This is a genomic window from Streptomyces daghestanicus (genome assembly GCF_020521275.1).
Taxonomy (GTDB): domain Bacteria; phylum Actinomycetota; class Actinomycetes; order Streptomycetales; family Streptomycetaceae; genus Streptomyces; species Streptomyces griseoviridis.
Genome location: NZ_BNDX01000018.1, coordinates 363,096 through 389,753, shown reverse-complemented (window position 1 = coordinate 389,753; position 26,658 = coordinate 363,096). Strand labels below are relative to the sequence as shown.

General features: G+C 74.1%; 24 protein-coding genes. 10 read left to right on the top strand and 14 right to left on the bottom strand.

The annotated features are described in order from the left end of the window. Positions 1-46: 46 nt before the first annotated feature. From Sdagh_RS34180 to Sdagh_RS34165, 4 genes are all read left to right on the top strand, one after another. Positions 47-703: an HAD family hydrolase gene (locus Sdagh_RS34180; protein ID WP_189414100.1), complete on the top strand. Its 657-nt coding sequence runs from the start codon at positions 47-49 to the stop codon at positions 701-703. Between the two features lie 29 nt (positions 704-732). After that, entirely contained in the window at positions 733-2,001 is a 1,269-nt protein-coding gene (locus tag Sdagh_RS34175; RefSeq protein WP_189414099.1) for an FUSC family protein, read from the top strand. Between the two features lie 244 nt (positions 2,002-2,245). Beyond that, entirely contained in the window at positions 2,246-3,208 is a 963-nt protein-coding gene (locus Sdagh_RS34170) for an SDR family NAD(P)-dependent oxidoreductase (RefSeq protein WP_189414098.1), read from the top strand. A 127-nt stretch (positions 3,209-3,335) separates the two neighbouring features. Continuing rightward, positions 3,336-4,370 carry an SDR family oxidoreductase gene (locus Sdagh_RS34165; RefSeq protein WP_190076461.1) on the top strand — a complete coding sequence of 345 codons (1,035 nt, stop codon included), beginning with the start codon at positions 3,336-3,338 and terminating at the stop codon, positions 4,368-4,370. Positions 4,371-4,678: 308 nt separating this feature from the next. Here Sdagh_RS34165 and Sdagh_RS34160 read toward each other — a convergent pair whose 3' ends face one another. Both Sdagh_RS34160 and Sdagh_RS34155 read right to left on the bottom strand, forming a co-directional pair. Beyond that, complete coding sequence (locus Sdagh_RS34160; protein WP_189414096.1) at positions 4,679-4,969, bottom strand: hypothetical protein; 291 nt, start codon at positions 4,967-4,969, stop codon at positions 4,679-4,681. Positions 4,970-5,035: 66 nt separating this feature from the next. Continuing rightward, entirely contained in the window at positions 5,036-6,331 is a 1,296-nt protein-coding gene (locus tag Sdagh_RS34155; RefSeq protein ID WP_189414095.1) for an ROK family transcriptional regulator, read from the bottom strand. A gap of 229 nt (positions 6,332-6,560) precedes the next feature. Here Sdagh_RS34155 and Sdagh_RS34150 point away from each other — a divergent pair, with 229 nt between their 5' ends. Together Sdagh_RS34150 and Sdagh_RS34145 are read left to right on the top strand one after the other, a co-directional pair. Beyond that, positions 6,561-7,055, top strand: coding sequence for an FBP domain-containing protein (locus tag Sdagh_RS34150; protein WP_189414094.1), 495 nt, complete (start codon positions 6,561-6,563; stop codon positions 7,053-7,055). A gap of 137 nt (positions 7,056-7,192) precedes the next feature. Beyond that, the gene (locus tag Sdagh_RS34145) at positions 7,193-8,458 is read left to right on the top strand and encodes an FUSC family protein (protein ID WP_189414093.1); all 1,266 of its coding nucleotides are present in this window, start codon (positions 7,193-7,195) and stop codon (positions 8,456-8,458) included. Between the two features lie 29 nt (positions 8,459-8,487). On the opposite strand, the gene Sdagh_RS34140 is transcribed toward Sdagh_RS34145, so the two are convergent. Both Sdagh_RS34140 and Sdagh_RS34135 read right to left on the bottom strand, forming a co-directional pair. Further along, positions 8,488-9,213, bottom strand: a complete 726-nt coding sequence (locus Sdagh_RS34140) for a DUF2470 domain-containing protein (RefSeq protein WP_189414092.1) — start codon at positions 9,211-9,213, stop codon at positions 8,488-8,490. 83 nt (positions 9,214-9,296) lie between these two features. Continuing rightward, the gene (locus Sdagh_RS34135) at positions 9,297-9,905 is read right to left on the bottom strand and encodes a TetR/AcrR family transcriptional regulator (protein ID WP_189414091.1); all 609 of its coding nucleotides are present in this window, start codon (positions 9,903-9,905) and stop codon (positions 9,297-9,299) included. Between the two features lie 156 nt (positions 9,906-10,061). Here Sdagh_RS34135 and Sdagh_RS34130 point away from each other — a divergent pair, with 156 nt between their 5' ends. Further along, on the top strand, positions 10,062-11,588 hold the full coding sequence (locus Sdagh_RS34130; protein WP_189414090.1) for a cytochrome P450: 1,527 nt from the start codon (positions 10,062-10,064) through the stop codon (positions 11,586-11,588). On the opposite strand, the gene Sdagh_RS34125 is transcribed toward Sdagh_RS34130, so the two are convergent. The 10 genes from Sdagh_RS34125 to Sdagh_RS34080 form a co-directional block, all read right to left on the bottom strand. After that, the gene (locus Sdagh_RS34125; protein WP_189414089.1) at positions 11,550-12,371 is read right to left on the bottom strand and encodes a pentapeptide repeat-containing protein; all 822 of its coding nucleotides are present in this window, start codon (positions 12,369-12,371) and stop codon (positions 11,550-11,552) included. The genes Sdagh_RS34130 and Sdagh_RS34125 overlap by 39 nt on opposite strands. 34 nt (positions 12,372-12,405) lie before the next feature. Continuing rightward, positions 12,406-13,296, bottom strand: coding sequence for a sigma-70 family RNA polymerase sigma factor (locus tag Sdagh_RS34120; protein ID WP_189414088.1), 891 nt, complete (start codon positions 13,294-13,296; stop codon positions 12,406-12,408). Continuing rightward, positions 13,293-13,679, bottom strand: a complete 387-nt coding sequence (locus Sdagh_RS34115; protein ID WP_190076460.1) for a hypothetical protein — start codon at positions 13,677-13,679, stop codon at positions 13,293-13,295. The genes Sdagh_RS34120 and Sdagh_RS34115 overlap by 4 nt, the downstream gene beginning before the upstream one ends. A 102-nt stretch (positions 13,680-13,781) precedes the next feature. Then, a complete protein-coding gene (locus Sdagh_RS34110; RefSeq protein WP_189414086.1) occupies positions 13,782-15,083 on the bottom strand; it encodes an alpha/beta fold hydrolase in 1,302 nt (433 codons plus the stop codon). A gap of 112 nt (positions 15,084-15,195) precedes the next feature. After that, the gene (locus tag Sdagh_RS34105) at positions 15,196-16,221 is read right to left on the bottom strand and encodes a LacI family DNA-binding transcriptional regulator (protein WP_189414085.1); all 1,026 of its coding nucleotides are present in this window, start codon (positions 16,219-16,221) and stop codon (positions 15,196-15,198) included. A gap of 115 nt (positions 16,222-16,336) precedes the next feature. After that, entirely contained in the window at positions 16,337-16,657 is a 321-nt protein-coding gene (locus tag Sdagh_RS34100) for an L-rhamnose mutarotase (RefSeq protein WP_189414084.1), read from the bottom strand. A gap of 35 nt (positions 16,658-16,692) precedes the next feature. Continuing rightward, positions 16,693-17,775, bottom strand: a complete 1,083-nt coding sequence (rhaS, locus tag Sdagh_RS34095; RefSeq protein ID WP_189414083.1) for a rhamnose ABC transporter substrate-binding protein — start codon at positions 17,773-17,775, stop codon at positions 16,693-16,695. Between the two features lie 30 nt (positions 17,776-17,805). Further along, complete coding sequence (locus Sdagh_RS34090) at positions 17,806-18,822, bottom strand: ABC transporter permease (protein ID WP_189414082.1); 1,017 nt, start codon at positions 18,820-18,822, stop codon at positions 17,806-17,808. Beyond that, the gene (locus Sdagh_RS34085; RefSeq protein WP_189414081.1) at positions 18,815-19,855 is read right to left on the bottom strand and encodes an ABC transporter permease; all 1,041 of its coding nucleotides are present in this window, start codon (positions 19,853-19,855) and stop codon (positions 18,815-18,817) included. Before Sdagh_RS34085 ends, Sdagh_RS34090 begins: the two co-directional genes overlap by 8 nt. Positions 19,856-20,045: 190 nt before the next feature. Beyond that, complete coding sequence (locus Sdagh_RS34080) at positions 20,046-21,563, bottom strand: sugar ABC transporter ATP-binding protein (RefSeq protein WP_189414080.1); 1,518 nt, start codon at positions 21,561-21,563, stop codon at positions 20,046-20,048. 269 nt (positions 21,564-21,832) lie between these two features. Between Sdagh_RS34080 and rhaI the strand changes: the two genes are divergently transcribed. From rhaI to Sdagh_RS34065, 3 genes are all read left to right on the top strand, one after another. After that, the gene (gene rhaI, locus Sdagh_RS34075; RefSeq protein WP_190076459.1) at positions 21,833-22,993 is read left to right on the top strand and encodes an L-rhamnose isomerase; all 1,161 of its coding nucleotides are present in this window, start codon (positions 21,833-21,835) and stop codon (positions 22,991-22,993) included. Positions 22,994-23,103: 110 nt separating this feature from the next. Next, the gene (locus Sdagh_RS34070) at positions 23,104-25,143 is read left to right on the top strand and encodes a bifunctional aldolase/short-chain dehydrogenase (RefSeq protein ID WP_190076458.1); all 2,040 of its coding nucleotides are present in this window, start codon (positions 23,104-23,106) and stop codon (positions 25,141-25,143) included. Further along, the gene (locus Sdagh_RS34065; protein WP_190076457.1) at positions 25,140-26,588 is read left to right on the top strand and encodes a rhamnulokinase; all 1,449 of its coding nucleotides are present in this window, start codon (positions 25,140-25,142) and stop codon (positions 26,586-26,588) included. The genes Sdagh_RS34070 and Sdagh_RS34065 overlap by 4 nt, the downstream gene beginning before the upstream one ends. Positions 26,589-26,658: the final 70 nt, after the last annotated feature.

Below are 26,658 nucleotides of genomic sequence, written 5' to 3'. Positions count from 1 at the left end.
GTGGTACCCGGCCGGCCGAACCCAGATCCGAGGAAGGGACCGGTGCATGGAACGCGCGGCCGTGTTCGACGTGGACGGCACTCTCGCCGACACCAATCATCTGCATGTCGTCACCTGGTGGGAGGCCTTCCGGCAGGCGGGCCACCGGGTGCCCATGCACGCCGTGCACCGGGCCGTGGGCCTGCCCTCCACCGATCTGATCGCTCATCTGCTGGGCGAGGACCGCGACCCGGAGCAGGACGACGCGCTGAGCGCCGCGCACAAGGCGCTGTACGGGCAGTACTTCGACCGGCTGCCCGCGCTGCCCGGCGCCGGGGACCTGCTGCGGCGGCTGGCCGGGGACGGCTGGAAGGTGGTGCTGGCCACCTCGGCGGGCGACGCGGAACTGGGCGCGCTGCGCCGGGCCATCGACGCCGACGACGCGATCACCGCGACCGCCGGCGCCGACGACGTGGAGTCGGGCAAGCCCGCGCCCGAACCGGTCCAGCGGGCGCTGGAGCTGGCCGGGGTCCCCGCCGAGCGGGCCGTCTTCGTCGGTGACACCGTCTGGGACATGACCGCGGCCCGCCGGGCCGGGGTGCGCTGCGTGGGCGTGCTGTCCGGCGGCATCCCGCGCGCCGACCTGGTAGAGGCCGGCGCGGACGCGGTCTACGACGACCCGGCCGCCCTGCTGGAGGGGCTGGCCGGCAGCCCGCTGGGGTGAGCGGCGATCTTGCGGATACCCGGTGGATCATGACCGGTGTGAGCGATGCGGCCGTACGGCTGCGGGACGTGGTGCGGCGTGAGGCGTCCGCGGCCGGCGAGGCCGTCCGCGGCGCGGTGCGCGGACCGGGACGCGAACGCGACCTGGTCAAGCAGTCGCTGAAGGCGGCCGGCGCGGGGCTGCTGGCCTGGCTGGTGGCGGGCGTCTGGATGGACGACCCGATGGCGCTGATGGCGCCCTGGGTGGCGGTGGTGCTGGTGCAGGCCACCGTGTACAGCTCGGTACGGCAGGCCGCCCAGCAGTTCGCGGCGATCTGCGTCGGCACGCTGCTGGCGTCCGGGGCGCAGGAGCTGACCGACAACACCACGGTGGCGCTCGCGGTGTCGCTGCCGCCGCTGATGCTGCTCGCCAACTGGCCGCGGTTCGGGGCGCAGGGCATCTACACGGCCACCACGGCCGTGTTCATCCTGGCCTCGGGGACCGTCTCGGAGTACGCGGTCGCGCACCGGCTGGGTCAGGCGGCGCTCGGCGCGGTCATCGGCGTCGCCGTCAACGCGCTGGTCTTCCCCCCGGTCCACCTGCGGGACGTGCGCGAGAACCTCGCCGCGCTCGCCGAGGAGACCGGTGACGTGCTGCACACCGTCGCCGAGGGGCTGCGGGAGGAGTGGGACGAGCAGAGCGCCGCCGACTGGACGGGTGCCGCCGCGCGGCTGCGGTACCGCGTCGAGGCGCTGCGCTCGGCCCGTGCCTGGAGCCGGGAGAGCCTGCGGCTGACGTACGCGCCGCTGCGCGCCCTGCACCGGGTGCCGCCGGCGTCGGCGGTGCCGCCCGAGGAGGAGGACCGGCGGTGGGGCCACATCGCCGACAACGTCACGGCGCTGACCCGGACCCTCGCGGTGACGGCCGACGAGCGCCGCACACCCGCCCCGCCCGAGCGGCCGGTGCTGCGGCGGTACGCGCGGCTGCTGGAGCTGATCGGCGACGCCTGCCGGGTGGAGGCCGGCCGGCTCGGCGGCGGGAACGGGGAGACCGGGCGGGGGCGTCCGACCCGGGAGGCGTTGGAGGACCTGCACCGGCGGCTCCAGGAGGGGCTGCGCGAGCACGCCCAGCGGGGTTCGGAGACGGCGGCGGTCCTCGGCACGCTGCTGCTCCAGGCGGAGAACCTGTGGGCGGAGACGATGCCGGACGAGGACTCCCCGGCGGAGGACGGCTCCCCCGCGGGCGACGGTTCCCCCGTGGGCGAGGGTGACGCGGATCACCCCGAAGCGGCGCGGAGTGCGGAACACCGGCGGGCCTGAGGCCGTTGAGGAGGGCGTGGGTACGGATGGGACAGTGTCCCCGGGCCTCACCTATTGCCCACAGGGACGATCGTTCGGCTGAAGCCCTGTGGAGCCCCTCGCCGAGAGGCGACCGCCATCCGTGCCCGCACCTGATCGGCCCCGACCGCGATTCCCCCGTCCGGTCGGGGCTTTCCGCTGCCGCCGCCGGTTCGTCCCGGCGCCGCTTGACTTCGAGAGCACTCGAATTCGTACCGTTCCGGGCATGAGCACTCCTCAAGCCAAGATCGGCTCGGGCTTCGGAGCCCGCAGCACCGCCGCCGACGTCCTCGCCGGCCTCGACCTGACCGGACGGCTCGCGCTCGTCACCGGCGGCTACTCGGGCCTCGGCCTGGAGACCACCCGGGCCCTCGCCGGGGCCGGGGCGCGGGTCGTCGTCCCCGCCCGGCGTCCCGACGCGGCGCGCGAGGCCCTGGCCGGGCTGGCCGGGGTCGAGGTGGACGAGCTGGACCTCGGGGACCTTCGAAGCGTGCGCGCCTTCGCCGAGCGGTTCCTCGCCTCCGGGCGGACCCTGGACATCGTCATCGGCGGCGCCGGGATCATGGCCTGCCCCGAGACCCGGGTCGGACCCGGCTGGGAGGCGCAGTTCGCCACCAACCACCTCGGTCACTACGCGCTGGTCAACCGGTTGTGGCCGGCCATCGAGCCGGGCGGCGCCCGGGTCGTCTCGGTCTCCTCCCGGGGCCACCACGCCTCGGGCATCCGCTGGGACGACGTGCACTGGCGCGCCGGCTATGACAAGTGGCGGGCCTACGGGCAGGCGAAGACCGCCAACGTGCTGTTCGCCGTGCACCTGGACCGGCTCGCCCGGGACCGGGGCGTGCGCGCCTTCGCGCTCCACCCCGGCGGCATCCTCACCCCGCTCCAGCGCCATCTGTCCACGGCGGAGATGGTGGAGCGCGGCTGGATCGACGAGGACGGCCGGCTGCGCGACCCGGACGCCTTCAAGACGCCGGAGCAGGGCGCCGCGACGCAGGTGTGGGCGGCGACGTCCCCGCGGCTCGACGGGCTCGGCGGCGTCTACCTGGAGGACTGCGACATCGCCGAGCCGGCCACGGACGGCGACGCGCGCGTCGGCGTCAAGGACTGGGCCGTCGACCCGGAGCAGGCCGCCCGGCTGTGGCGGCTCTCGGCGGAGCTGACCGGCGTGGACGCGTTCGCCGCCTGAGCCGCCGGCCGGGCCGGTACCGCCCCGGCCGCGTGCTTCCGGAGCGCGCGGGTACCCGGTGGCCTCCGTACGGGCGAGCGGCCGGTCGAGGGCCCCGCCCGGGTCAGGCGGCCGAGAGGAGTACGAGGTGAGCGGCGCGGCGGGCAGCAGGATCGTGGTCACGGGGGCCACCGGCAACGTGGGCACCAGTGTGGTGCGGCTCCTTGCCGAGGACCCGGGGACGGAATCGGTGCTGGGCCTGGCCCGGCGCGTCCCCGACTGGTCCCCGGCGAGGACGGAGTGGGCCGCCGTCGACCTCGCCGCCGAGCGGACGGATCTGACCGGTCTGTTCGCCGGGGCCGACGCGGTGGTGCATCTGGCCTGGGCGTTCCAGCCGACGCACGATCCGGCGACGACCTGGGCGACGAACGTGCTCGGTTCGCTGCGGGTGTTCGAGGCGGTGGCGGCGGCCGGGGTGCCGGCGCTGGTGCACGCCTCGTCGGTCGGCGCGTACTCGCCGGGTCCCAAGGACCGGGCGGTGGACGAGTCCTGGCCCACCCACGGCTGGCCGGACGCGGCGTACTGCCGGGAGAAGGCGTATCTGGAGCGGGCCCTGGACGTGTTCGAACGGGACCACCCCGGCATCCGGGTGGTGCGGATGCGGCCCGCGTTCCTCTTCAAGCGGGAGTCGGCGAGCGAGCAGCGGCGGATCTTCGGCGGGAAGTACCTCCCCGGTCCGCTGGCCCGCCCCGACCTGCTGCCGTTCCTGCCGGACATCCCCGGTCTGAAGGTGCAGGCGCTGCACACCGACGACGCGGCGAACGCCTACCGGCTCGCGGTGCGCTCCGAGGACGCCCGGGGAGCGTTCAACCTGGCGGCCGACCCGCCGGTCGACGCCGAGTTGCTGGGCGAGCTGGTCGGTACGCCGCGGCGGGTGCGGCTGCCCCGGTCGGCGGCGCGCTCGGCGATCGCCGCCGCGTGGGGGCTGCGGCTGCTGCCCGCCTCGCCGCACCTGTTCGACGCGGTGCTGCGGCTGCCGCTGCTGGACTGCACGCGGGCGCGGGCCGTGCTGGGCTGGCGGCCGGAGCACACGGCGACCGAGGTGCTGGCGGAGTTCCTCCAGGGGGTCCGGCAGGGCGCGGGCGCCGCGACGGAGCCGCTGCGGGGGCGCAAGGCCGGCTGAGGCGAACCGCGGTCGGCCGGCATGGGGTTCCCGGGTTCCGCCCGGGCCGCCGCCACGGCGGCGCCTCGTCCGGTCGGCGCAGCGCCGGGCGGCAGGGCGTCCACGGCGGCCGTCGAGGCCCGTGCCGCCTCCGGGCGCCGGCCCCGTCCGCCGGCACCGGCGTCGCCCGGTCCCCCGAGCGGCGCCCGTGCCCAGGCGTCACCCGGGCACTCATCCCCGCCGAACGGCACGCCTGCCCCGCCGGCCCGGACCCGCGGGGCAGCTCCGGATGCCCGCGCGGGGGCGCCCGGCCCCCGCGCGGGAGTGCCTCAGCCGGAGGACTCGTCCGGCACGGGGTGTTCCGGGTGGACGGTGCCCGAGTGCGGCGCGCCCTGCCGGCCCGTGCCCGCCTCGTCGGTGTCGGGGACGTCGGCGGCGCCGTCCGGGCCGGTGGCCCCGTCGTCGGCGGCGTCGGAATCGGCGTCCGTGCCGCTCTCGCGGGCCGCGAGGCCGGGGGCGACCTCCCAGGGGTCCTCCCCGGCGTCGGCCTGCTGGTCCGGCATGTCGCGGGGCACGGGGGTGCCGTTCTCTCCGGGTCCCTCGGCGCGGTGGTCGGTCACGGCGCTGTCTCCCTCCGGTCGTGGTGCGAGCGCTGCCGGGTACCGTCCCGCGGGGCCGGCGAAACCTCAGCGCGGCGCGCGCTCCCTGAGCGCCGTGTGCCAGGCCGGGACGGGGTCGGCGGGTTCCGGTTCGGGGCGCCGGCCGCCGCGGGCGAAGAACCCGGCGAGCGGCAGGATCGCGGCTCCGACGGTCACCGCGTCGGGTCCGAGGCTGCCGAGGTCGATGGTGACCTTCTCCGCCGGGTGGCGCAGCGCGTAGGACCGGGCGTGGCGGCGTACGGCGGGCAGGAAGCGGGTGCCGAGCTGGAGGCCGGCCCAGCCGCCGACGATGATGCGCTCCGGCTGGAAGAGGTTGATCAGGTCGGAAAGACCGGCGCCCAGGTACTCGGCGGTCTCCTCCAGGACGGCGAGCGCCACCGGGTCGGCGGCCCGGTCGCCCTCGGGGCGGGCGGCGGCGAGCATCGCGGTGAGCGCCGTCTCCTCGTCGTCGGCGGCGGTCCCCGGGACCCGGCCGCCCTCCTCGCGCCAGCGGGCGAGCAGCGATTCGGCGCCCGCGTACGCCTCCAGGCAGCCGAGGGCGCCGCAGCGGCAGCGGCGCCCCCGGACCCGTACGGTCAGGTGACCCCATTCGACCGCCCTGCCCTGGTCCACGTCGGGGGTGACCAGGCTGGCGCCGACGCCGGAGCCGAAGAGGACGACGACGGCGGTGCGGGCGCCGCGTCCGGCGCCGAACCACATCTCGGCCTGGCCGAGCGTCTTGGCTCCGTTGTCGATGAGGTAGGGCACGGCGTCGGGCAGCGGGGAGCCGGCGCGCAGCAGCGCCTCCAGCGGGACGGCGTCCCAGCCGATGGTCTGCCCGTGCACGACGGCGCCGCGGTCGGGGGTGTGCTCGACGATGCCGGGGACGCCGATCCCGGCGCCCAGCAGCCGCCCGGGCGGCAGGCCGGTGGCGGCGAGCACCTCGGCGATGCCGTCGCGGATGTGGCCGACGACGACGTCGACGTCGTGGCGCTGGGGGGTGAGGGGGCGTTCGGCGCGGGCGAGTTCGGTGAGGGTCAGGTCGAACAGCTCGACGCGGATGCGGGTCTCGCCGACGTCCACGCCGATCAGGTGGCCGCTGCCGGGGGCGACGCGCAGCAGGGTGCGGGGCCGGCCGCCGTCGGAGTCGACGCTGCCGGCCTCCTCGACCAGGCCGTCGGCGGCCAGGTCCGCGACGACGTTGCTGACCGAGCCGGAGCTGAGACCGGTGGCGGGGCCCAGTTCGAAGCGGCTGAGGGGGCCGTCGAAGTAGAGCCGCTGGAGCACGGCCGTGCGGTTGGCCCTTCTCAGGTCGCGTACCGTCCGCCCGTTCCGCCCCGCCATGTGGCTCCCTCCGCCCCCCGTGCCCGGCCTGCACGATACCTCCGGGAAGCGACGCGCCGCGACTTTCCCCCTCACTTAATTCACGAGCTGAACTAAGAGGAGCGCCGGTGGCCGGCACCGGAGGTCCCGCCCCGTCGAAAACCGGTGGCCCCGGATCAGCCCGCCTGTCTACCTTAGGCAGGTTCCTAGGGCCCCTAGGTTCCAGTCCGTGCGAGTTCCGGAGACCACCATGAGACCACTCGACGAGCGGGACATCCGCGCCTCCTTCGTCAACTGCTCGAAGGGCGAGGCGAAGCGGCTGCCCCTCCCCCGCGACCTGGCCGAGCGCTCCTGGGACGACCTGGACTTCCTGGGGTGGCGGGACCCCGGCGCGCCCGACCGCGCCTATCTGGTCACCGAGGGCGCGGAGCGTCCGGTGGGCGTGGCGCTGCGGTTCCAGCCGGGCCGGGCCGCCCTGCTCCAGCGCAGCCTGTGTTCCCTGTGCCTGACCACCCATCCGCGCGGCGGGGTCTCGCTGATGACGGCGCGCAAGGCGGGCCCGGCCGGCCGCGAGGGCGACTCGGTCGGGCTGTACATGTGCACCGACCTGGCCTGTTCCCTGTACATCCGGGGCAGGAAGATCCCCGAGAACGGAACGCGTTTCCAGGAGAGCCTCGGCCCGGCGGAGCAGATCGCCCGGACGCTGGCCCGTCTGGAGGCGTTCCTCGGCAAGGTGACGGCCTGACGGTCCCCGTGCCGGGCGTGCGCCACACGTCCGGCCCCGCGCGGCGCGTGGGAACGGGTCGGGCCCTCACCCGCCGGTTACGGTCCGTTCTGTCCGGAACCATGTGTCGCGCCCGGGGAAGGGGAGCACGCCCGAGGATGCTGGATCTACGTGAGAGGTCGGTGGCCCTGGCACGGTCGCTGAAGACGGCGCACCGTGACCCGGTGGTGGTGCAGGCGTTCCGCTCGGCGGCCGCGGCGTCGATCGCCTATGTGATCGCCGTACGGCTGAGTCCCGAGCCCGCGCCGCTGACCGCGCCCCTCACCGCGCTGCTGGTCGTGCAGGTCACCCTGTACGCCACGCTGAAGATGAGCATCCGACGGGTCAACGCCGTGGTGGCGGGGGTCCTGGTCGCGATCGTCTTCAGCTCGGTGGTGGGGCTGAGCTGGTGGAGCCTGGCGCTGATCATCGTGGCGGCGCTGGGCGTCGGACACCTGGTGCGCGCCCACGAGTTCACCGCCGAGGTGGCGATCAGCGCGATGCTGGTGCTCGGCGTCACCGCGCACGGGGCGCTGGCCTGGGCCCGGGTGGTGGAGACCCTGATCGGCGCGATCGTCGGGCTGGCCTTCAACCTGGTCCTCGCTCCCCCGGTCTGGGTGGACCAGGCCGGCGCGTCGATCGCGGAGCTGTCGCGGCGGCTGCGGCAGCTCATGCTGCGGGTGGGCGAGGAGGCGGCCGGCGAGACGCCGTTCCTGGAGGCCGCGGCGCGGCTGCACGAGGCCCGGCGGCTCGACCACGAGATCGCCGAGGTGGACGAGGACCTGCGGCAGGCCGAGGACAGCCTGCGCTTCAACCCGCGGGTGCGGGAGGGCCTGCTGCACCGGGTGGTGCTCCGCACCGGCCTGGACACGCTGGAGATCTGCACCGTCGTCCTGCGGGTGCTGGCGCGCACCCTGACCGACCTGGCCAAGGAGCGCGAGCCCGAGCCGCTGTTCCCGGGCGAGACGGGCGCCGCCCTGGAGCAGTTGCTGTCCGAGATCGGGGACGCCGTGGTCAGCTTCGCGGTCCTGGTCACCACCAGCGTCAGCGAGAACGCCGAGTCGGCGGAGGAGCGGCTGACCACCGAGCTGCGGCAGGCCGCGGTGACCCGGGACCGGCTGGCCGAGCTGCTGCTCGCGGAGGTCCGGCGCGACACCCGGCACTGGCAGTTGCACGGGGCGGTGCTGACCGAGGTCAACCGCATCATCGACGAGATGGACACCGAGCACCGGTCGCGCCGGCTGCTGGAGGAACTGGACCGCCACACCCGGGAGCAGCGCGAGCGGCTGCCCCGGCTGACCCGGCTGCGGGACCGGCTGCGCGGTCCCCTGCGCGCCCTGCGGCCGGCCCGCCGGGGCCGGCGCGGCGGCCGGCGTTCCGGCTGACCGGGCGGGCCGGGGGCGGGCCGTCCGGCTCAGCCCTCGCCGTCCGTGCGGTGCCGGTGCAGCGCCCGGGGGCAGGCGGCGGCGCTCGCCCGGGCGAGCAGGACGTGCATCCGCTCGGTGAGCTGCGAGACGTCGTCGGCGGGGGCGTGGAACGGCAGGCGTACGTCGCCGTGGCCGCCGGTCCGCTCGATGCGCAGGGTCAGTCCGTGCCGGTCGACGGCGAGCGGCCGGACCCGGACGACCCCGTGCAGGCTGCCGGCGTCGACGAGCCGGGTGAGCCGCTCCACCGCGTCGCCGTGGCAGTCGGCGAGGTGGGTCAGCAGCCGGGCCTCGGCCGTGGCCAGCGGGTCGGGCGCGGCGGCGGCGAACTCCGCCGGGTCGATCACCACGGAGCCGGACGGACCCCGCAGCACCAGCCGCGTGGGGTGGAACGCGAGGTACCCGTCCTCGACGGCGAGCCGGCCGGCCATCCACAGCCGGGCCCGGATACGGCCGCGGACCGGGACGGGTGCCACGTCGGCGAACTCCAGGACCGCCGACGGCTCACCCCGGGGCGCGCAGATCGCCGCTCCGAGCAGGGCGCTGTCCTCGGGCACCTGGAGCAGCACCCGGCCGTCGTCGGCCACGGTGTGCGCGCCGACGAACTCCTCGCGCCCGCCCTCCGCGGTCACCGCGCAGGACCACGCGGTGGCGAGCATCGACCGGGCACGCTCGGGCGCGGCGGGCGCGGCCGTCCAGGTCTGGCTCTCTGCCATCCCATCCTCCTTAGGTAAGCCTTGCCTAACCTACCGAAGATCGGGGCGCGCGCAAACCATCGGACCTCATCTTCACCGGACCTTCAGGGCGCCAGGGCGCCGAACAGCGCGCGGGCGCACAGGTCGCGCACCTCCGCGCGGGACGGCTCCCCCTCGCGCAGCCACTCCAGGCAGATGGCGGTGGTGAACGCCAGCCAGCCCCGTACCGCGAGCCGTACGTCGGGCCGCTCGGCGACCGCCGGGCCGAACCCCGGGTCGGCGGCGAGCGCGGCCAGGATCTGCCGCTCCTCGGCGGCCATCACCTGCCCGTGCACGCGGCGCACCACGGGGTCCCCGGCGGCCTCGGCCCGGTGGAAGGCCCGGTAGCCGTGGGCGTGGGCGTGGGCATGGCCGAGGTAGGCGTCGAGACCGGCGGCGAGCTGCTCGCGCACCGGGGCGCCGGGCACGGCCGCGGTCATCCGCAGCATGCGCTCGCCCTCGCGCTCCACGACCGCCGCGAAGAAGTCCCGCTTGGTCGGGAAATAGTGGTAGAGCAGCCCCCGGGAGACACCCGCGATCTCGGCGACGCGTTCGATCCACACGTCGTCGTAGGGGCTCTCCGAGAACAACCGCGCCCCCACCGAGAGCAGTTGCTCCCGGCGCTCGCCGGTGCTGAGCCGGCGGCGGGTGCGCTCCCCCTGGTTGGCGGCCATGGCGGCACTTTACTTGACGCCGATTCGGCAACGGGACGACACTGAGGCGCGCTATTGAACCCACGTACAACACGCTCGCGCGCCCCAGGGGCCGCGTACGGCACATCCCGCGCGACAGGCCCGCACAACACGCCCACGTACAACGGAGATCGCGTCATGGCGGAGAGCAGGAACGGACTGCCGAAAGGGTTCCGCAGTGCCGAGACGGGCTGGCCCGAGCTGAGGCGAATACCGCGTCCGCCGGGCCGGCTCCCGCTCCTCGGGGACGTGCTCGGCAGCAGCCCGCGCACCCCCCTCCAGGACACCATGCGGCAGGCTGAGCGGCTGGGGCCGGTCTTCCGGCGGCGGGCCTTCGGCAAGGAGTTCGTCTTCGTGTGGGGCGGGGCCTTCGCCGCGGACCTGGCGGACGAGGAGCGGTTCGCCAAGCACGTCGGCCTGGGGATCGCCAATCTGCGCCCGGTCGCCGGGGACGGGCTGTTCACGGCGTACAACCACGAACCGAACTGGCAGCTCGCGCACGACGTGCTCGCCCCCGGGTTCAGCCGCGAGGCCATGGCGGGCTACCACCCGATGATGCTGGACGTGGCGGAGCGGCTGATCGCCCACTGGGACCGGGCGGAGGCGGCGGGGCGGACGGTCGACGTGCCCGGCGACATGACCAAGCTGACGCTGGAGACGATCGCGCGCACCGGCTTCGGCCATGACTTCGGGTCCTTCGAACGGGCCCGGCCGCATCCCTTCGTGACCGCGATGGTCGGCACCCTCACCTTCGCACAGCGCCGCAACACCGTGCCCGCCGCGCTCACCCCGTGGCTGCTGCGCCGCGCGAACCGACGCAACACCGCGGACATCGCCTACCTCGACCGCACCGTCGACGACCTGGTGAGCGCCCGCCGCCGGTCCGGACCGGGCGAGGGGGACCTGCTCGACCGGATGCTGGAGACCGCGCACCCCGTCACCGGGGAACGGCTCTCGGCGGAGAACGTGCGCCGCCAGGTCATCACCTTCCTGGTCGCCGGGCACGAGACGACCTCGGGGGCGCTCTCGTTCGCCCTGCACTACCTCTCCCGGCACCCCGAGGCCGCCGCCCGCGCCCGCGCCGAGGTGGACCGGGTCTGGGGCGACGCGGCGACGCCGGGCTACGAGCAGGTGGCCAGGCTGCGGTACGTCCGCCGGGTCCTGGACGAGTCGCTGCGGCTGTGGCCGACCGCACCCGCCTTCGCCCGGGAGGCCCGCGCCGACACGGTCCTCGGCGGGGTCCATCCGATGCGGCGGGGTGCCTGGGCACTGGTCCTCACGCCGATGCTGCACCGCGATCCGGAGGTCTGGGGTCCGGACGCCGGGCGGTTCGACCCGGACCGCTTCGAGGCGGCGGCGGTACGGTCCCGGGCACCGCACACCTTCAAACCGTTCGGGACGGGCGCGCGGGCCTGCATCGGGCGGCAGTTCGCGCTGCACGAGGCGACGCTGGTCCTCGGGCTGCTGCTGCGCCGCTACGACCTGCGGCCGGACCCCCGTTACCGGCTGCGGGTGACCGAGCGGCTGACGCTGATGCCGGAGGGGCTGCGGCTGCTCCCGGAGCGGCGGCGGACCGGCGCGGACCGGGGGCCGGCGGTGCCCGCGCCGGCCCGGGAGCCCGAGGTGTCAGAGGCCCGCTGTCCAGTGCGCCGGGCGGCTGACTGACCCCGGCAGCCGGGTGCCGGCGCTCCCCCGTGCCGCCGTCACCTGAGGCTGGGTCAGGAAGAACGCGCCGGTGAGGTCCGCGTCGGTCAGGTCGGTGTCCCTGAGGTCCGCGCCGATCAGGTCCGCGCCGCGCAGATCGGCGCCGGTGAGGTCGGCGGCGATGAGGCAGGCACCGCGCAGGTCAGCGCCCCGCAGGTCGGCGCCGCGCAGCCGGGCGCCGAGCAGGTCGGCGCGGCGGCGGTCCTGCCGCGGGCCGCGCACCGCGGCCCGGGCCAGCCTGCTGGCCCGGGTCAGCAGGCCGTCGGCCTCCCGGCGGTGTGCCGCCAGGTCGAGCGCCGCCAGCTCCCCGGGGGTGCCGGCCGCCAGTTCCTCCGTCCGCTCGCGCATCCGGCGCAGGCCGGCGTGGACCGGGCGGGCGGCCGGCAGGGTGAGGGCCTCGGTCAGGTACCAGAGCAGTTCGTGCAGGTGCCGGACGAGCGGGAAGACCTCGGTCATGGCGTCCGTGCGCCGGTCCGCGGCGCCGAAGGTGACCCGGGAGACCCGCTGCCCGGCGCCGAAGCAGTCGTAGACCGTGCAGCCGGTGAAGCCGCTCGGCCGGAGCCGGGCGTGGATGGTGCAGCGGTCGTCACCGCCGAGGTGGGGGCAGGGCCGGCCCGCCTCCTTGTCGAGGGCGAAGTCCGCCGAGGCGGCGAACGGCAGGGCGACGCAGCACAGGCCGAAGCACCGGGCGCAGTCGCCGCGCAGTTCGCCGAGGGACGGCACGCCGGCCGGGTCGTTCCGCATGCGACCAGCATACGGAACGCCCGTTCGACCCCGGTCAGGCGGCGGGCAGTGCCAGGCGGGAGAGGCGGTCGGGGTCGGCCAGGATGTACAGCTCGGTGATCCGGCCGTCGGCGACGGTGGCGGTCAGCACCGACAACGGGCGTCCGCCGCGCCGGGCCACCACCCCGGCCGTGCCGTTGACCAGCACCGGCTGCACCCGCACGGCGTCCTGACGGAACAGCATGGCCTGCTCGCCCACCGTCCGGGCGCCGCGCACCAGCCGGGACAGCGGGCCGCCGGCGTCCGCCCGCAGCACCACGTCCGGGTGGAGGACCGCCACCAGGGCCTCGAAGTCACCGGCGCGGCTCGCGGCCAGGAAGGCGTCGAGCGCCGCGCGCTGCCGGCCGAGGTCGGGGTCGGCGACGGGGGTCGCCGCCCGGACCCGGCGCCGGGCGCGGCTGGCGAGCTGCCGGGTGGCGGCGGGGGTGCGCTCCACGACCGGGGCGATGGCGTCGAACGGCACGGCGAACATGTCGTGCAGGACGAACGCCAGCCGCTCGGCGGGCTCAAGGGTCCGCAGGACCACCAGCAGGGCCAGGCCCACCGAGTCGGCGTGCAGCGCCTCCCGCTCCGGGTCACCGGACGGCAGCGGGGCGAGCAGCGGGTCCGGGACGAAGGCGCCCGGGTCCTCGCTCATCGGCTCCTCGCGGCGGGCGGCGCGGGAGCGCAGCAGGTCGAGGCAGATCCGGCCGGTGACGGTGGTCAGCCAGCCGCCGAGGTTGTCGATGCCGTCGGCGCCGGTGCGGTGCAGGCGCAGCCACGCCTCCTGGACCGCGTCCTCCGCCTCGGGCAGCGAGCCGAGCATGCGGTAGGCGACCGCCCGGAGCCGGCCGCGGTGCTCCTCGAACCGGTCGGCCAGGCGCTCCGGGCCGTCCGCGGCGCTCACCGGTCGAACACCTCGGCGGCGGTGGCCGGCAGCAGGGAGCCGCGCGCGTACTCCTCGGGGTCCTGGTCGGTCAGGGTCTCCGGGCAGACGCGGTGTTGGAGCAGGGAGCGGGCCGCGTGTTCCAGCCGGTCCCTGGTGTCCGCGGCGTGGGCGGGACGGCCGGAACCGGCGGCGGTGCCCCGGCGCCCGCCGTTCCACGGTTCCCGTCCCCGGTCGGCCCGCTCCGGGAAGATCCCGCGGGCGACCTCGCGGCCCTCACCGGTCCGGACGGCGATCGCCGCCGAGCAGCCGTACTCCAGGTCGTCCGGGCGGGCCGCGGCGGCGAGGGCGCGCCACCGGCCGCCGGGCACCGGCTTCAGCGGGGTGGTGATCGGCTCGGTCATGCACCGCACCTTAGGCCCTGTCGTCGCGCTGCCGCCCGCCGGGCGGACGACGGGAGTTCGGCGGCGGCACCCTGTCCGGCGCACCGGCCGCGCGCCCCGGGATCAGACCTCGTCGCGGGCGAGGGCGAGGAGGCGGTCGAGGACGCGGGGGCCGCCGGCCCGGACGCCGTCGTGCTCGAACTCGTCGGTGACCCAGGTGCGCAGGCCGCGGATGGCGCGGGCGGTGGTCAGGGCGTGGCCGGTGTCGACGTACATGTCGTCGTGGTAGACGGCGGCGGCGGCCGGGACCTCGTTGGCGGCGAGGCGGGCGGGGTCGTACAGGGGGGTCCAGTCGGTGCGGGCGGCGAGCAGGGCGGCGGTCTCGCGCAGCGGGCGCAGGGCCGGGTCGCAGTCGAACATCCAGGGGTGGATGGTCTCGCCGGTGAACAGCAGCGGTCCGTCGCCCGCGAGGGTCTCGGCGGCGTCGAAACGCGGGAACTCGGCGCGGACGCGTTCGGCGGACCAGTCGGTGGGGCGGGCGTCCTGACCGTAGATCGCCTCGTGGATCACCGCGTACAGCGGGGCGGCCGCGAACGAGAGGAGGCCCTGGACCTCTTCCTGGAAGGCGTCGGACAGTGCGGGGCCGCCGGGGGTGCGGACGAAGGCGTCCTCCAGCAGGAAGTGCAGGCGGTGGCTGCCCTCGCCGCCGCCGAGCAGGATGCCGAGGGACTGGAACGCCTCGACGGTGAACCGGTAGCCGCCCGGCAGGACCACGTCGTGGGTGAGGAGGTGGTCGGCGATGCGGCGGGCGCGTTCGACGTCCTGCGGGTAGCGGGCGTAGTGGGCGAGGACCTTGCGTTCGACGCGGGGGTAGGCGGCCCGGTAGACGTCGTCGGCGTGGGCGTCCAGGGAGGGCAGGCCGCCGGTGATCAGGGCGGTGGCGAGGCCCTCGGGGGCGAGGGAGAGATAGGCGACGGTGCAGAAGCCGCCGAAGCTCTGGCCGAGGACGGTCCAGGGGGCGCCGCCGGTGACCTGGGGGCGGATCGCCTCGCAGTCCCGGACGATGGAGTCGGCGCGGAACCGGGTGAGGTAGTCGGCCTGCTCGGCGGGGCCGCCGCGCAGCGGGAGGGTCTGCCGGTTGGCGGGGGTGGAGGCGCCGGTGCCGCGCTGGTCGAGCAGGAGGACGCGGAACTCCTTCAGGGCGCGGCCGAGCCAGGCCGGCTTGCCGATGAAACGGTTCGCCCCGAAACCGGGGCCGCCCTGGAGGTAGAGCAGCCACGGCAGGTCGCGGTCCGCCTTGTCGCTCGCGACGACCTCGCGGGCGTACAGCTCGATCGTCTCGCCGCCGGGGTCGGCGTGGTCGAGGGGGACGGTGAAGCGGCGGTCGGTGAGGACGACGCCGGGCTGGCGGTAGCGGACGCTCAACGAGGACTCCCGGTCTCCTGGGCGGACGGACGGCTTTCCGGCCGTGCCCCAGTTCAGCACAGGGTCGTCCGGCCGCCGCGCCCGGGACCGGGAGGTCCTGCGGGGCGGACGGTCAGCGGGCGGCGAGGCTGGAGCGCCGCACCACCAGTTCGGGCTGGAGGACGACCTTGCGGTGCTCGTGCGCGGCGCCCGTCGCCTCGGCCTCGGTCTCCTCCAGGAGGAGGTCGGCGGCGAGGGCGCCCATGGTCTGGGCGGGCTGCCGTACGGAGGTGAGGGGGACGGCCGCGGCGGCGGCGAACTCGATGTCGTCGTAGCCGACGATGGCGAGGTCGTCGGGGACCTGGACGCCGGCCGCGTACATCGCCTGGAGGACGCCGAGGGCGAGCAGGTCGTTGGCGCAGAAGACGGCGGTGGGCCGGTCGGCGAGGCCGAGCAGGCGGGCGCCCGCGTCCCGGCCGGCGGCGACGTCGAGCCGCTCGGTGGGCAGTTCGCGCAGCGCGTCGGGGCCGAGGCCGGCCTCGGTGAGGGCGCGCAGGGCGCCGGTGCGGCGGTCGCGGACCTGGTTGAGGCCGGGCGGCCCGCTGACGTACGCGAGGGAGCGGTGTCCGGCGTCGACGAGGTGGCGCACGGCCAGCGCGCCGCCCGCGATGTCGTCGACGGAGACGGAGCACTCGGTGGTGCCCTCGGCGACCCGGTCGACCAGGACGAAGGGGATGTTGTGCCGCCGGAAGGCCTCGATGTTGCGGCCGGTGGCCTCGGCGGGGGTGAGCAGGACGCCGCGGACCCGCTGCTCGGCGAAGAGGGAGAGGTACTCGGCCTCCTCGCCGGGATTCTGGGCGCTGTTGCAGACCATCACGCCGAGTCCGGCGTCGCGGGCGGCGCGCTCGGCGCCGCGGGCGAGGTCGACGAAGAAGGGGTTGCCCATGTCGAGGACGAGCAGGCCCATGATGCGGCTGCGTCCGGCGCGCAGCTGGCGCGCGGACTCGCTGCGGACGTAGCCGAGCCGGTCGATCGCGGACAGCACGCGCGCCCGGGTCTCGGTGGCGACGGTGTCCGGGCGGTTGATGACGTTCGACACCGTGCCCACGGAGACTCCGGCGGCACGGGCGACGTCCTTGATACCCACCGACTGGGCCATCGGGGAGGGACCTCCAGGGTCGAGCTAGGGAACGCTTGGGGACGCGGGGCGGTGGCCGGAAGACCTTCACACTACCGTCACCGCCCCGGCGGCGCGGGGCCGCGTGCGGGGCGCGTCAGGCGAGGTGGAACACCTCGGTGAGCGGCTTCATCGCCTCGTCGGGGCGTTCCCCGTCGAGGGACTCGAAGAAGGGCGCCATCTCCGCCTGCCACCGGGCGTTGACGTCGGTCGCCGCCATGCCGGCCTGGGCGGCCTCGAAATCGTCGGTCTCCAGATAGCCGACGAGCAGGCCGTCGTCTCTCAGGAAGAGGGAGTAGTTGTGCCAGCCGGTGGCCGAGAGAGCCTGCCGCATCTCCGGCCACACGGCGGCGTGGCGTTCGCGGTACTCGGCGATCCGGTCCTCGCGGACCTTGAGCAGGAAACAGACGCGCTGCATGAAGTACCGCTCCTCCATCGGTTACTGACGAGCCGTCAGAAGTTGTACTGGTCGATGTTCCCGGCGTTGAACACGGTGGGCTTGCCGAGGCTGATGACGCCGTCCGCGCCGATGGTGTACTCGCCCATGTCACCGGCCTTGAAGGTCTCGCCTTCCTTGCCGGTGATCTGGCCGGACGCCAGGGCGACGGCGGTGCGGGCGGCCAGCTCGCCGAGCTTCGCCGGGTCCCACAGCTCGAACTCGTCGACGGTGCCGTTCTTGACGTACTTGCGCATGTCGTTGGGGGTGCCGAGGCCGGTCAGCTTGACCTTGCCCTTGTACTTGGAACCCGACAGGTACTGGGCGGCGGCCTTGATGCCGACGGTGGTCGGGGAGATGATCCCCTTGATGCCGGGGTGCTCCTGGAGCAGGCCCTGGGTCTGCTGGAACGACTTCTGGGCGTCGTCGTCGCCGTAGGCGACCTTGACCAGCTTGATGTCCTTGTACTTGGGGTCCTTCAGCTCGTCCTTCATGATCTCGATCCAGGCGTTCTGGTTCGTCGCGGTCTGCGCGGCGGACAGGATCGCGATCTCGCCCTTGTTGCCGATCTGCTCGGCGAGGAGCTGGACCTGGGTGCGGCCGAGGTCGTCGGCGGAGGCCTGGGAGATGAAGGCGTTGCGGCACTCGGGGTTGGCGTCCGAGTCGTAGGTGACGACCTTGATGTCGTTCTGCATGGCCTGCTTCAGGGCCGTGCACAGCGCGCCGGGGTCCTGCGCGGAGACGGCCATCGCGTCCACCTGCTGCTGGGTGAGCGTGTTGACGTAGGAGACCTGGCCGGCGGTGTCGGTGCCGCTGGAGGTGCCGACCTCCTTGTAGGTGGAGCCCAGTTCCTTCAGGGCCTTCTCGCCGCCCTTGTCGGCGACGGTGAAGTACGGGTTGTTGACCTGCTTCGGCAGGAAGCCGACGGTCAGGCCCTTCTTGGTGGCGGCGTTCGGGTCGGCCTTCCCCGCCGCGGCGGCGGAACCGCCTTCCTTCTCGACGTCCTTCTTGGTGGTGCCGCCGCAGGCGGTGACCGCGAGGGCGAGGGAGGTGACGGCGGCGAGGGCCGCACAGGTACGGCGGATCGACGACTTGCGCATGGCGGGGTCCTTAGTACTTGGAGGAGGTGTTCACGACGTGGGGGCTGGCGTCTTCGGCAGGGGTGGTGGCGCCGCGGCCCGGCGCCCCGCCCGCGCGACGGCGATCTGGCGTGCGACCCGGGGGCCGAGCACGGAGAGGACGAGCAGGACGCCGGTGACGACGATCTGCGACTGGGCGGAGACGTCCTGGAGGCTCATCACGTTCTGGAGCGCGCCGAGCAGGAACACACCGGCGACGGCGCCGCCGAGGGTGCCCTTGCCGCCGTCGAAGTCGATGCCGCCGAGCAGCACGGCGGCGACGACGGAGAGCTCCAGGCCGGTGGCGTTGTCGTAGCGGGCGCTGGCGTAGTGCAGGGCCCAGAAGATGCCGGTGAGGGAGGAGAGCAGGCCGGTGAGGACGAACAGCAGCAGCTTCTGCCGCTTGACCCGGATGCCGGCGAAGCGGGCGGCCTCCTCGCTGGCGCCGATCGCGAACAGCGCCCGGCCGAACGGGGTGGCGTGCAGCGCGACCACGGCGATGGCCAGCAGCACCAGGAAGGGCAGCAGGGCGTACGGGACGAAGGTGTCGCCGATCCGGCCGGCCGCGAAGTCCAGGTACTGCGAGGGGAAGTCGGTGACCGCGTCGGAGCCGAGCACGATCTGCGCGATGCCCCGGTAGGCGGCCATGGTGCCGATGGTGACGGCGAGCGAGGGCAGCCCGAGCCTGGTCACCAGCAGGCCGTTGACCAGGCCGCAGAGCACGCCGAGGACGAGGCAGATCGGGATGATCGTCTCGATGGTCATGCCCTGGTTCCACAGGGCGCCCATCACCGCGCCGGACAGGCCGGCCGTGGAGGCGACGGAGAGGTCGATCTCCCCGGCGACCACGAGCAGCGTCATGGGCAGCGCGATGAGCGCGATCGGCAGGGTGTTGCCGATCAGGAAGGACAGGTTCAGGGAGTTGCCGAAGCCGTCGACGAAGCCGAAGGACAGCAGCAGGACCACGACGAGGAGGGCGCCGACGACGGTGTCCCACCGGACGGCGCGGGAGAGGGACGAGTCAGCCATGGCGGGCGTTCCTCTTCTTCAGGGCGGTCGCCAGGCGCAGGGCGACGATCCGGTCGACCGCGATGGCGAGGATGAGCAGGATGCCGTTGATCGCCATGACCCAGACCGAGCTGACGCCGAGGGCGGGCAGCACGCTGTTGATGCTGGTCAGCAGCATGGCGCCGAGGGCCGCGCCGTAGACGCTGCCGGAGCCGCCGGTGAAGACGACACCGCCGACCACGACCGCGCTGACGACGGTGAGTTCGTAACCGTTGCCGGTGCTGGAGTCGACGTTGCCGAACCGGGCCAGGTACAGGGCGCCCGCGAGGCCGGCCAGCGCGCCGCAGAAGGTGTAGGCGGCCAGGATGCGCTTGCGGACCGGGATGCCGGCGAGCCGGGCGGCCTCGGGGTTGGAGCCGAGCGCGTACAGCTCGCGCCCGCCGCCGAACTGCTTGAGGTAGTACGCCGTCGCCACCACGACCGCCAGCGCGATCAGCGCGAGCCAGGGCACCGCGGAGACGCCGCCGGAGCCGAAGTCGACGAAGCCGCCGGGCAGGTCGGCCGCGGTGATCTGGCGGGAGCCGACCCAGATGGAGTCGATGCCGCGGATGATGTACAGCGTGCCGAGGGTGACCACCAGGGCCGGCACCTGGCCGAGGCTGACCAGCAGGCCGTTGAGCAGGCCGAAGCCGATGCCCATGAGGACGGCGAGGGCGACGGCGACGACCGGGTTGCCGCCGCCCTGGAGGTAGGTGCCGGCGGCGAAGGCGCTGATGCCGAGGGTGGAGCCGACCGACAGGTCGACGTTGCGGGTGATGACCACCAGGGACTGGCCGGTGGCGACCAGCACCAGGATGGTCGCGTTGAGCAGCAGGTCCTTGATGCCCTGTTCGGACAGGAACTCGCTGTTGCCCGCCTGGGTGACGGCGATCATCACCAGGAAGACGACCAGGATGGCCAGTTCGCGCATCTTGAAGACGCGGTCGACCAGCCGGGTGGCGCCGGCCTTGGGCGGCGCGGCGACGGGGGCCTTGTCGGGAGCGGTGACCGTCATGCGGCGGCCCTCCCGGTGGAGCGCGGGGACACGGGGGCGGCGGCCCTTCCGATCGGGGTCGTACGGCGGGCGCGGCCCGCGGTGCGCGCGGACCGGGGGGCGGCGGCCCGCCCGGCGCCGCGCGGGGACGGCGGCGCGGCCCTGCCGCCCGTACGCGGGGTCACCGGGGCGGCGGCCCTTGCGGTGGTGGTCATGCTGCGGCCCTCCCGGTGGCTGCGGCCATCACGGTCTCCTCGGTGGCTTCGGCGCGGGGGATCTCGGCGGTCAGCCGGCCCTCGTGCATCACGAGCACCCGGTCGGCCATGCCGAGCACCTCCGGCAGGTCGGAGGAGATCATCAGGACGGCGACGCCGTCGGCGGCCAACTGGCTGAGCAGCCGGTGCACCTCGGCCTTGGTACCGACGTCGATGCCGCGGGTGGGCTCGTCGACGATCAGCACCTTGGGGCCGGTGGCGAGCCACTTGGCGAGGACGACCTTCTGCTGGTTGCCGCCGGACAGGGTGCCCACGGCGTCCGCGATCCTGGCGTACTTGACCTGGAGCCTGACCGCCCAGTCGAGGCTGCGGCTGCGTTCGGCGCCGCGGTCCACCAGACCGGCCTTCACGGTGGTGCGGAGTCCGGTGAGGCCGATGTTCCGCTCGATGGACATGTCCATCACCAGGCCCTGGGCGCGCCGGTCCTCGGGAACCAGGGCGAGCCCCGCGGCCATCGCGGTGGACGGGGCGCCGTTGACCAGCGCTTGGCCGTCGACCTCGACCTCCCCGGCGTCCCAGCGGTCCACGCCGAACACCGCGCGGGCGACCTCGGTGCGGCCGGCGCCGACCAGTCCGGCCAGGCCCACGATCTCGCCGCGCCGCACCTCGAAGGAGACGTCGGTGAAGACGCCCTCGCGGGTCAGCCGGCGGACGCTGAGCGCCACCTCGCCGGGGGTGACCTCCTGCTTGGGGTACAGCTCGTCCAGATCGCGGCCGACCATCCGGCGGACCAGGTCGTCCTCGGTCATGCCGTCGAGGAGTTCGCTGGAGATCCAGGCGCCGTCGCGCAGGGTGGTCACCCGCCGGCAGATCTGGAAGATCTCCTCCAGGCGGTGGGAGATGAACAGCACCGCGGCGCCCTCTTCGCGCAGGGCGCGGACGACGCCGAAGAGGCGGGCCACCTCGCTGCCGGTGAGGGCGGCGGTCGGCTCGTCCATGATCAGGACCCGGGCGTCGAAGGAGAGCGCCTTGGCGATCTCCACGATCTGCTGGTCGGCGATGGACAGGCCGCGCGCCGGACGGTCGGGGTCGAGGTCGACGCCGAGGCGGCGCATCAGGTCGGCCGTGACGGAGTGGGTGGCCTTGTGGTCGATCCGGCCGAGGGCGCGCCGCGGCTGGCGGCCCATGAAGATGTTCTCGGCGATCGACAGGTCGGGGAAAAGGGTCGGCTCCTGGTAGATGACGGCGATGCCGGCATCGCGGGCGTCGCCGGGGCCGTGGAAGACGACGGGTTCACCGTCGAGCAGCACCTGGCCGGCGTCGGGACGGTGCACTCCGGCGAGCGTCTTGATGAGGGTCGACTTGCCCGCGCCGTTCTCACCGGCGAGGGCATGCACCTCCCCGGGGAACAGCTCCAGGGAGACGTCCCGCAGGGCGCGGACCGCGCCGAAGGACTTGGACACGTCCCTCAGGGCGAGAACCGGGGCCGGACCCGTATCGGACGGGTGGGTCATGGGGGCTCCTCGACGACGCCGGCGGGACGGCCCTCACGGCGTCGTGAAAGGTTTCAACTGGGTTGCCGGGACGTTAGGCAGGTGGGGCATGTCACGTCAATGGGTCCGGGTCGAAAAACTTTCGATACTCAAAGGTCACGACAGGATCACGGCGAGTCCGGTCGCCCAGAAGGCTTGACACCCCTTCGGCGGCCTCATAGCTTCGCGTTCTGAATCGTTTCACCCATGGTCGTACGCAGGGACGGTGCGACCCGACATCAGGAGCCGACGTGACCGAGCTCGCCGCGGTGAAGGCCGCGCTGAAGACGCAGGCAGTCGAGACGCCGTCGTGGGCGTACGGGAACTCGGGCACCCGGTTCAAGGTGTTCGCGCAGGCCGGTGTGCCCCGCTCCCCGTTCGAGAAGCTCGACGACGCCGCGAAGGTGCACGAGTTCACCGGGGTGGCGCCGACCGTCGCGCTGCACATCCCGTGGGACCGGGTCGACGACTACGCCGCGCTGGCCGAGTACGCCGAGAAGCGGGGCGTGCGGGTCGGGGCGATCAACTCCAACACCTTCCAGGACGACGACTACAAGCTGGGCAGTGTCTGCCACCCGGACCCGGCGGTGCGCCGCAAGGCGGTGGGCCATCTGCTGGAGTGCGTGGACATCATGGACGCGACGGGTTCCAAGGACCTGAAGCTGTGGTTCGCCGACGGCACCAACTATCCCGGCCAGGATGATCTGCGGGGGCGGCAGGACCGGCTGGCCGAGGCGCTGGCGCAGGTGTACGAGCGGCTCGGCGACGACCAGCGGATGCTGCTGGAGTACAAGTTCTTCGAGCCGGCGTTCTACGCAACGGACGTCCCGGACTGGGGCACGGCGTACGCGCACTGCCTCAAGCTCGGCGACAAGGCGCAGGTCGTGGTCGACACCGGGCACCACGCGCCGGGCACCAACATCGAGTTCATCGTCGCGACGCTGCTGCGGGAGGGGAAGCTCGGCGGGTTCGACTTCAACTCGCGGTTCTACGCGGACGACGACCTGATGGTCGGGGCGGCCGACCCGTTCCAGCTGTTCCGGATCATGTACGAGGTGGTGCGGGGCGGGGGGTTCTCGGCGGATGTGGCGTTCATGCTGGACCAGTGCCACAACATCGAGGCGAAGATCCCGGCGATCATCCGGTCGGTGATGAACGTCCAGGAGGCGACGGCGAAGGCGCTGCTGGTGGACCGGGACGCGCTCGCCGCGGCGCAGGCCTCGGGGGATGTGCTGGAGGCCAACGCGGTGGTGATGGACGCGTACAACACGGATGTGCGGCCGTTGCTGCGTGAGGTGCGTGAGGAGATGGGGCTGGACCCCGAGCCGTTGAAGGCGTACCGGGCCTCCGGATGGGCCGAGAAGGTCGTCGCCGAGCGGGTCGGCGGGGAGCAGGCGGGGTGGGGCGCGTAGGCGATCGCCGGATTCTGTCGTTCCGCGGGCTGCGGGCCGGTCGTGGCTGGCCGCGCAGGTCCCCGCGCCCCTGATTCACTCATCCCTCGTTTCGAAAAGGACTGGACAGCATGGCATCCCACCCCGAAGCCGCCGCACTGATCGCTCGTTCCCACCGGCTCGGTTCCGATCCCCGCAACACCAACTACGCGGGAGGCAACGCCTCCGCCAAAGGCACCGAGACCGATCCCGTCACCGGGGGTGACGTGGAGCTGATGTGGGTCAAGGGGTCGGGGGGCGACCTCGGGACGCTGACCGAGGCGGGGCTCGCGGTGCTGCGGCTGGACCGGATGCGGGCGCTCAAGGACGTCTACCCGGGGGTCGAGCGCGAGGACGAGATGGTCGCCGCGTTCGACTACTGCCTGCACGGCAAGGGCGGGGCCGCCCCGTCCATCGACACCGCCATGCACGGGCTGGTCGAGGCCGCGCACGTGGACCACCTGCACCCCGACTCCGGTATCGCGCTGGCCTGTGCGGCGGACGGCGAGAAGCTGACCGCCGAGTGCTTCGGCGACACCGTGGTGTGGGTGCCGTGGCGCCGGCCCGGCTTCCAGCTCGGGCTGGACATCGCGGCGGTGAAGGAGGCCAACCCGCAGGCCATCGGCTGTGTGCTGGGCGGGCATGGCATCACCGCCTGGGGCGACACCAGCGAGGAGTGCGAGCGCAACTCGCTGCACATCATCCGCACCGCCGAGACGTTCCTGGCGGAGCGGGGCAAGGCGGAGCCGTTCGGGCCGGTGGTCGAGGAGTACGCGCCGCTGCCCGAGGCCGAGCGGCGCCGGCGGGCCGCGGCCCTCGCGCCGTACGTCCGGGCCGTCGCCTCCCAGGACCGGCCGCAGGTCGGGCACTTCACCGACGCCGACGTGGTGCTGGACTTCCTCTCCCGCGCCGAGCACCCGCGGCTGGCGGCGCTGGGCACCTCCTGCCCGGACCACTTCCTGCGCACCAAGGTCCGCCCGCTCGTCCTCGACGTGGCGCCGGACGCGCCGCTGGAGGAGGCGATCGCGCGGCTGAAGGAGCTGCACGGCCGGTACCGCGAGGAGTACGCCGCCTACTACCGGCGGCACGCCTCGCCGGACTCCCCCGCGATGCGCGGCGCCGACCCGGCGATCGTGCTGGTGCCGGGCGTGGGCATGTTCTCCTTCGGCAAGGACAAGCAGACCGCGCGCGTGGCGGGCGAGTTCTACGTCAACGCGATCAATGTGATGCGGGGCGCGGAGGCGGTCTCGGCGTACGCGCCGATCGAGGAGTCGGAGAAGTTCCGCATCGAGTACTGGGCGCTGGAGGAGGCCAAGCTCCAGCGGATGCCGAAGCCCAAGCCGCTGGCGACCCGGGTGGCGCTGGTGACCGGCGCGGGCAGCGGCATCGGCAGGGCGATCGCACAGCGGCTGGTGGCCGAGGGCGCCTGTGTCGTCGTGGCCGACCTGAACGGGGACAACGCCGCCCAGGTGGCCAGGGAACTGGGCGGGCCGGACCAGGCCGTCGCGGTGACCGTCGACGTGACCGACGAGGAGCAGATCGCCGCCTCGTTCCGGGAGGCGGTGCTGGCGTTCGGCGGGGTCGACCTGGTGGTGAACAACGCCGGTATCTCCATCTCCAAGCCGCTCCTGGAGACCTCGGCCAGGGACTGGGACCTCCAGCACGACATCATGGCCCGCGGGTCGTTCCTGGTGTCGCGGGAGGCGGCCCGGGTGATGATCGCGCAGGAACTGGGCGGTGACATCGTCTACATCGCCTCGAAGAACGCCGTCTTCGCCGGTCCGAACAACATCGCCTACTCCGCCACCAAGGCCGACCAGGCCCACCAGGTGCGCCTGCTCGCCGCCGAGCTGGGCGAGCACGGCATCCGGGTCAACGGGGTCAACCCCGACGGCGTGGTGCGCGGTTCGGGCATCTTCGCGGGCGGCTGGGGCGCCAAGCGGGCCGCCGTCTACGGGGTGCCGGAGGAGAAGCTGGGCGAGTTCTACGCCCAGCGGACGCTGCTGAAGCGCGAGGTGCTCCCGGAGCACGTGGCGAACGCCGTGTTCGCGCTGACCGGCGGTGACCTGACCCACACCACCGGTCTGCACGTCCCGGTCGACGCCGGCGTCGCCGCCGCCTTCCTGCGATGAGCACGTCCGTGACCTCGTACGCCGCGGTCGACCTCGGCGCGTCCAGCGGGCGCGTCATGGTCGGCCGCGTCGGCCCCGACACCCTGGAGCTGACCGAGGCGCACCGCTTCCCCAACCGGCCGGTCCGGGTACCGGAGGGGCTGCGCTGGGACATCCTCGGGCTGTACGCCGGGGTGCTGGACGGGCTGCGGGCGGCCGGGCAGGTCGCGTCCGTCGGCGTGGACAGCTGGGCGGTGGACTACGGCCTGCTGGACGCGGACGGGGCGCTGCTGGGCAACCCGGTGCACTACCGCGACGCCCGCACCGAGGGCGTCGCCCAGAAGGTGTGGGCGACCGTGCCGGCCGCCGAGCTGTACGCGGCGACCGGGTTGCAGTACGCGCCGTTCAACACCCTGTACCAGCTCATCGCCGCCCGGTCGGCAGCCCAGCTGGGGCAGGCCGCGCGGGCGTTGCTCGTCCCGGACCTGCTCACGTACTGGCTGACCGGCGAGCAGGGCACGGAGCTGACCAACGCCTCCACCACACAGCTCGTCGACCCGCGCACCCGCGACTGGGCGTACGGGGTGGCCGAGCGGCTCGGCATCGACCTGAAGCTGTTCCCGCCGCTGCGGCTGCCCGGCGATCCGGCGGGGGTGCTGCGCCCTGAGGTGCTGGAGGAGACCGGACTGACCGGGCCGGTGCCGGTGACGGCGGTCGGCTCGCACGACACCGCCTCCGCGGTGGCCGCCGTACCGGCGTCCGGCGAGCGGTTCGCGTACATCTGCACCGGCACCTGGTCGCTGGCCGGGCTGGAGCTGACCGCGCCGGTGCTGACGGAGGAGAGCCGGGCCGCCAACTTCACCAATGAGCTGGGGCTCGACGGCACGGTCCGCTATCTGCGCAACATCATGGGGCTCTGGCTGCTCCAGGAGTGCCTGCGGGCCTGGGGCGAGACGGACCTCGGCGCGCTGCTGCGGGCGGCGGGCGAGGTGCCGGAGCTGCGGTCGGTGGTGGACGCGGGGGACGCGGCGTTCCTCGCGCCGGGCCGGATGCCGGAGCGGATCGCCGAGGCGTGCCGGGCGTCGGGACAGCCGGTGCCGGCCACGCCCGCCGAGATCACCCGGTGCATCCTGGACTCGCTCGCGCTGGCCCACCGACGGGCCGTCGAGGACGCGCAGCGGCTGGCCGGGCATCCGGTGGACGTGGTGCACGTGGTCGGCGGCGGGGCGCGCAACGCGCTGCTGTGCCAGCTGACCGCGGACGCCTGCGGGCTGCCGGTGGTGGCCGGTCCGGCGGAGGCCGCCGCGCTGGGCAACGTCCTCGTCCAGGCCCGCGCGGGCGGGCTCGTCGGTGACCTGGCAGGGATGCGCGGCCTGCTGGCGCGCACCCAGCGGCCGGTCCGCTACGAGCCGCGCGGGGGCGCCGCCCGGTGGCGGGCCGCCGCGGCCCGGCTCGCCGAGCGGTGAACGGGGTCTGTCCCGGGCCCGGCCGCCGCACTACCCTTTTTTCATCCGATGATCAACAGCAAGGAGCCGC

What these genes read in the sequence shown, in the direction of transcription:
- Sdagh_RS34180 (WP_189414100.1), top strand. Translation starts at nt 47, where the DNA reads ATGGAACGCGCGGCCGTGTTCGACGTGGACGGCACTCTCGCCGACACC.
- Sdagh_RS34175 (WP_189414099.1), top strand. Translation starts at nt 733, where the DNA reads ATGACCGGTGTGAGCGATGCGGCCGTACGGCTGCGGGACGTGGTGCGG.
- Sdagh_RS34170 (WP_189414098.1), top strand. Translation starts at nt 2,246, where the DNA reads ATGAGCACTCCTCAAGCCAAGATCGGCTCGGGCTTCGGAGCCCGCAGC.
- Sdagh_RS34155 (WP_189414095.1), bottom strand. Translation starts at nt 6,331, where the DNA reads ATGGCGGGGCGGAACGGGCGGACGGTACGCGACCTGAGAAGGGCCAAC.
- Sdagh_RS34150 (WP_189414094.1), top strand. Translation starts at nt 6,561, where the DNA reads ATGAGACCACTCGACGAGCGGGACATCCGCGCCTCCTTCGTCAACTGC.
- Sdagh_RS34145 (WP_189414093.1), top strand. Translation starts at nt 7,193, where the DNA reads ATGCTGGATCTACGTGAGAGGTCGGTGGCCCTGGCACGGTCGCTGAAG.
- Sdagh_RS34140 (WP_189414092.1), bottom strand. Translation starts at nt 9,213, where the DNA reads ATGGCAGAGAGCCAGACCTGGACGGCCGCGCCCGCCGCGCCCGAGCGT.
- Sdagh_RS34135 (WP_189414091.1), bottom strand. Translation starts at nt 9,905, where the DNA reads ATGGCCGCCAACCAGGGGGAGCGCACCCGCCGCCGGCTCAGCACCGGC.
- Sdagh_RS34130 (WP_189414090.1), top strand. Translation starts at nt 10,062, where the DNA reads ATGGCGGAGAGCAGGAACGGACTGCCGAAAGGGTTCCGCAGTGCCGAG.
- Sdagh_RS34125 (WP_189414089.1), bottom strand. Translation starts at nt 12,371, where the DNA reads ATGCGGAACGACCCGGCCGGCGTGCCGTCCCTCGGCGAACTGCGCGGC.
- Sdagh_RS34115 (WP_190076460.1), bottom strand. Translation starts at nt 13,679, where the DNA reads ATGACCGAGCCGATCACCACCCCGCTGAAGCCGGTGCCCGGCGGCCGG.
- Sdagh_RS34105 (WP_189414085.1), bottom strand. Translation starts at nt 16,221, where the DNA reads ATGGCCCAGTCGGTGGGTATCAAGGACGTCGCCCGTGCCGCCGGAGTC.
- Sdagh_RS34100 (WP_189414084.1), bottom strand. Translation starts at nt 16,657, where the DNA reads ATGCAGCGCGTCTGTTTCCTGCTCAAGGTCCGCGAGGACCGGATCGCC.
- rhaS (WP_189414083.1), bottom strand. Translation starts at nt 17,775, where the DNA reads ATGCGCAAGTCGTCGATCCGCCGTACCTGTGCGGCCCTCGCCGCCGTC.
- Sdagh_RS34090 (WP_189414082.1), bottom strand. Translation starts at nt 18,822, where the DNA reads ATGGCTGACTCGTCCCTCTCCCGCGCCGTCCGGTGGGACACCGTCGTC.
- Sdagh_RS34085 (WP_189414081.1), bottom strand. Translation starts at nt 19,855, where the DNA reads ATGACGGTCACCGCTCCCGACAAGGCCCCCGTCGCCGCGCCGCCCAAG.
- Sdagh_RS34080 (WP_189414080.1), bottom strand. Translation starts at nt 21,563, where the DNA reads ATGACCCACCCGTCCGATACGGGTCCGGCCCCGGTTCTCGCCCTGAGG.
- Sdagh_RS34070 (WP_190076458.1), top strand. Translation starts at nt 23,104, where the DNA reads ATGGCATCCCACCCCGAAGCCGCCGCACTGATCGCTCGTTCCCACCGG.
- Sdagh_RS34065 (WP_190076457.1), top strand. Translation starts at nt 25,140, where the DNA reads ATGAGCACGTCCGTGACCTCGTACGCCGCGGTCGACCTCGGCGCGTCC.